Below are 3,255 nucleotides of genomic sequence, written 5' to 3' on the forward strand. Positions count from 1 at the left end.
AAGAGCGAATAATAGTAAAAGTTTCGCTCTTTCTTCTGCTAGAATTTAGAAAATGAAAACGCCCTGCTTTATAAGGGGGGACTAAGGGGGGTAAAAATGTGATGATACGGGATACAACTTTTAAAACATCCTCTCAGAGTTCCCCGTCCCTTTTTACTGACTATTAATTTAGCATAACAAGTACCGAAGAGCCTAACTTTCTGCTTCTAAAGCCTTTTTTGCTTCCGATAATTTTCGTTTATATTCTTCACTGATTTTTGGGTATTGTAAATTTAATTCTTGTAACTTTTGGCAAATAATATCTGCTACTATTAATCTTGTAAACCACTTGCGATCGGCCGGGACAATATACCAAGGAGCAAATTCCGTGCTAGTGTGGTTAAAGACTTCTTCATAAGCATTCATATAATCATCCCAAAAACGGCGTTCTTGTAAATCACTAGTAGAAAACTTCCAATTTTTTTCTGGTGAGTCAATGCGTTCCAAAAACCGTTTTCTTTGTACCGACTTAGAGACATTGAGAAAAAATTTAAGAATAATCACACCATTATTAACCAAATATTTTTCAAAATTATTAATTTCTTCAAAACGCTGTTTCCATATTTGATCACCTTTAGGAAAAATGGGTAATTGTTGTTTTTTAAGAATTTCTGGATGTACACGCACTATGAGTAATTCCTCATAATAAGAACGATTAAAAATACCAATTCTTCCCCTTTCGGGTAAAGCCCTCATTGAGCGCCATAAATAATCATGATCTAACTCCTCTTCACTGGGTGCTTTAAAACTAAATACCTGACATCCTTGAGGATTGACACCAGACATAACGTGTTTAATGGTACTATCTTTACCAGCAGCATCCATAGCCTGAAAAATAATCAACAAAGAATAATTATTTTGAGCATAGAGAATATCTTGATACTTAGCTAACTGTAAAATACCCGCCTTTAATTTTCTGACAGCATCACCTTTTTGATGAAATTCACACTTATAACCTGGGTTATAATCCTTGACAAAAGAAATTTGAGAACCTGGTTTAACAATATAAGGATCATGATTCATTGAAAAAAATTAGCACTCCTATAAAAGCTTTAAACTTAATCCTAAAAAATCCCAAAACAACCTAGCTAATTTCCTTCCTCCTCCGCGTCCTCCGCGCCTCTGCGGTTAGATAAAAAACCCTAAAACCGCAGAGAGAGGGAGTCAAAAAAGTAATATTTCCTGACTTCTAATAAACAGAAGATTGTAATTTGCTTAACTCGGCTAAAACTTCCGTACTGTGAATACTAGGATTAACCTTGACAAAAGTTGCGCGTAAAATACCTTGAGAATCAATAATAAAACTATGGCGCATAGAGAAAAAATTCATCCAAGAACCATAAGCTTTACTAACTGTTCCCGTAGTATCAGCTAACAAAGGAAATTTTAACCCTTCGGAATCACAAAATTCCGCATGAGAATCAACATCGTCAGCACTGATACCAATAACTTGGGTATTTTTCTCAATGTACTTAGATAGATCTTGCTGAAAACGTCGGGCTTCAATAGTACAACCAGAAGTAAAATCTTTAGGGTAGAAATAGAGAACTACCCACTGACCGCGAAAATCAGCCAAAGAGATTTTACCATTGCCCGTATTAGTTGGTAAAGTAAATTCTGGTGCTAATTGATTAATTATCGGTAATTTACCACCTAAAGCTTGAGCGTTGGGTGTAAAATTCAACCAATTAATCACAGCTAAACAAGTAGCAAATAAAATGCTCAGAAAAGTGCGACGGGAAATCATGGTTTAAACCAGAAAAATAACTTAATATAAGTTTACATTCTTCTCGTCTCCTATTTTGCATCTGAATCAGATTCCGGTGGGTTTTCGATACTTTCAATATATTGGCTATCTATGAGAAAAGCCCCTCTAGTAAAGCGTACACCCCAATAACCACCAGGGCGACAGTCAATAACTATACCTTCTTCCCCAATGTGAATGACATCAGCAGGACGTAACATAGGCATAGGTTCAGCAGTTTTCAGGTATGGTGGTAAGGACACCACACGGACTTTACTACCAATTGGGAATTGTGGGGACATTTTGTAATAATTTGTATTCCATAATTTTACAAGCGGTTAACATTGGGTCTTTGCGCCTTGGCGTGAGACTAAATCATACTTCAATTATACAACAGTCAAGAAAACATATCTAGAAAATTATGTTACGTGATTTTAAAAACAGAAGTGAATTAGTTACATACCTGCGGGAACAGTTTCCCCAAGCAGCAGATGATCATGTTAGTAATATTCCAGGGGGAAGGAAAGCAGCGGAGGAAGCACTCAGGGAAATTGATCCGGTAGCTTATGCAAAAACACGGAATTTTTTAGATGGTAATGTTACTAAATTATCAGCTTATATTCGTCATGGTGTTTTAAGTTTGGGAGAAATTCGAGAATATGTACTCAAACGAGTTGACAACCCAAATGATGCTAATAAATTGATTCAGGAATTAGCTTGGCGTGACTACTGGCAAAGATTATATGTTAAACTAGGAAGCCGGATTTGGCAAAATCAGGAAGAATATAAAACCGGTTATCTACCCGCAGACTATACAGCCAAATTACCAGAAGACATCACCACTGGAACTACAGGGTTAGTTTGCATGGACAGCTTTAGTCAGGAATTGCGAACAACTGGCTATCTCCATAATCATATTAGAATGTGGTTAGCAGCTTATATTATTCATTGGCGACGGGTGGAATGGCAAGCCGGCGCAAAGTGGTTTTTGCAACATTTACTCGACGGTGATCCAGCAAGTAACAATATGTCATGGCAATGGGTAGCAAGTACATTTAGTCACAAACCCTATTTTTTCAACCGCGAGAATTTAGAACGTTACACAAAGGGAGTTTATTGTCATCAGTGTCCTTATTTAGGTAAATGTGACTTTGAAGGAAGTTATGAACAAATAGAACAGCGACTTTTTCCCAAAGCGGAATTTAGTAAACAACATCATAGTCAAACCTGGCAAAAAGGAACTAAACGCAAATAAGCACTTTCCTCGCCTCTGTTGATTTTTACCTAAGTAGGTAAACGGAAAAAAACCAACATAAGTAACGAAAAGTAAAGTTCCCTATTCCCTGAAAGTTCCCCAAAACCTGTTCCCTGTTCCCTGAAAGTTCCCCAAAACCTGTTCCCTGTTCCCTGAAAGTTCCCCAAAACCTGTTCCCTGTTCCCTGAAAGTTCCCCAAAACCTGTTCCCTGTTCCC

5 protein-coding genes are annotated in these 3,255 nt (G+C 37.2%); 1 reads left to right on the top strand and 4 read right to left on the bottom strand.

What is annotated here, in order from left to right; genetic code table 11:
• Positions 1 to 192: 192 nt before the first annotated feature.
• The 3 genes from ACIR310F_RS0118060 to sipA form a co-directional block, all read right to left on the bottom strand.
• Positions 193 to 1,062: a polyphosphate kinase 2 family protein gene (locus ACIR310F_RS0118060; protein WP_028085041.1), complete on the bottom strand. Its 870-nt coding sequence runs from the start codon at positions 1,060 to 1,062 to the stop codon at positions 193 to 195.
• Positions 1,063 to 1,228: 166 nt separating this feature from the next.
• Positions 1,229 to 1,786: a peroxiredoxin gene (locus ACIR310F_RS0118065; protein WP_028085042.1), complete on the bottom strand. Its 558-nt coding sequence runs from the start codon at positions 1,784 to 1,786 to the stop codon at positions 1,229 to 1,231.
• A gap of 50 nt (positions 1,787 to 1,836) precedes the next feature.
• Entirely contained in the window at positions 1,837 to 2,085 is a 249-nt protein-coding gene (gene sipA / locus ACIR310F_RS0118070) for a regulatory protein SipA (protein ID WP_028085043.1), read from the bottom strand.
• A 119-nt stretch (positions 2,086 to 2,204) separates the two neighbouring features.
• Here sipA and ACIR310F_RS0118075 point away from each other — a divergent pair, with 119 nt between their 5' ends.
• Positions 2,205 to 3,038: an FAD-binding domain-containing protein gene (locus ACIR310F_RS0118075; RefSeq protein ID WP_028085044.1), complete on the top strand. Its 834-nt coding sequence runs from the start codon at positions 2,205 to 2,207 to the stop codon at positions 3,036 to 3,038.
• 29 nt (positions 3,039 to 3,067) lie between these two features.
• On the opposite strand, the gene ACIR310F_RS23040 is transcribed toward ACIR310F_RS0118075, so the two are convergent.
• A partial coding sequence (locus tag ACIR310F_RS23040; RefSeq protein ID WP_035368398.1) for a hypothetical protein occupies positions 3,068 to 3,255 on the bottom strand: 188 nt, incomplete at its 5' end.

The organism is Dolichospermum circinale AWQC310F (assembly GCF_000426925.1).
Taxonomy (GTDB): domain Bacteria; phylum Cyanobacteriota; class Cyanobacteriia; order Cyanobacteriales; family Nostocaceae; genus Dolichospermum; species Dolichospermum circinale.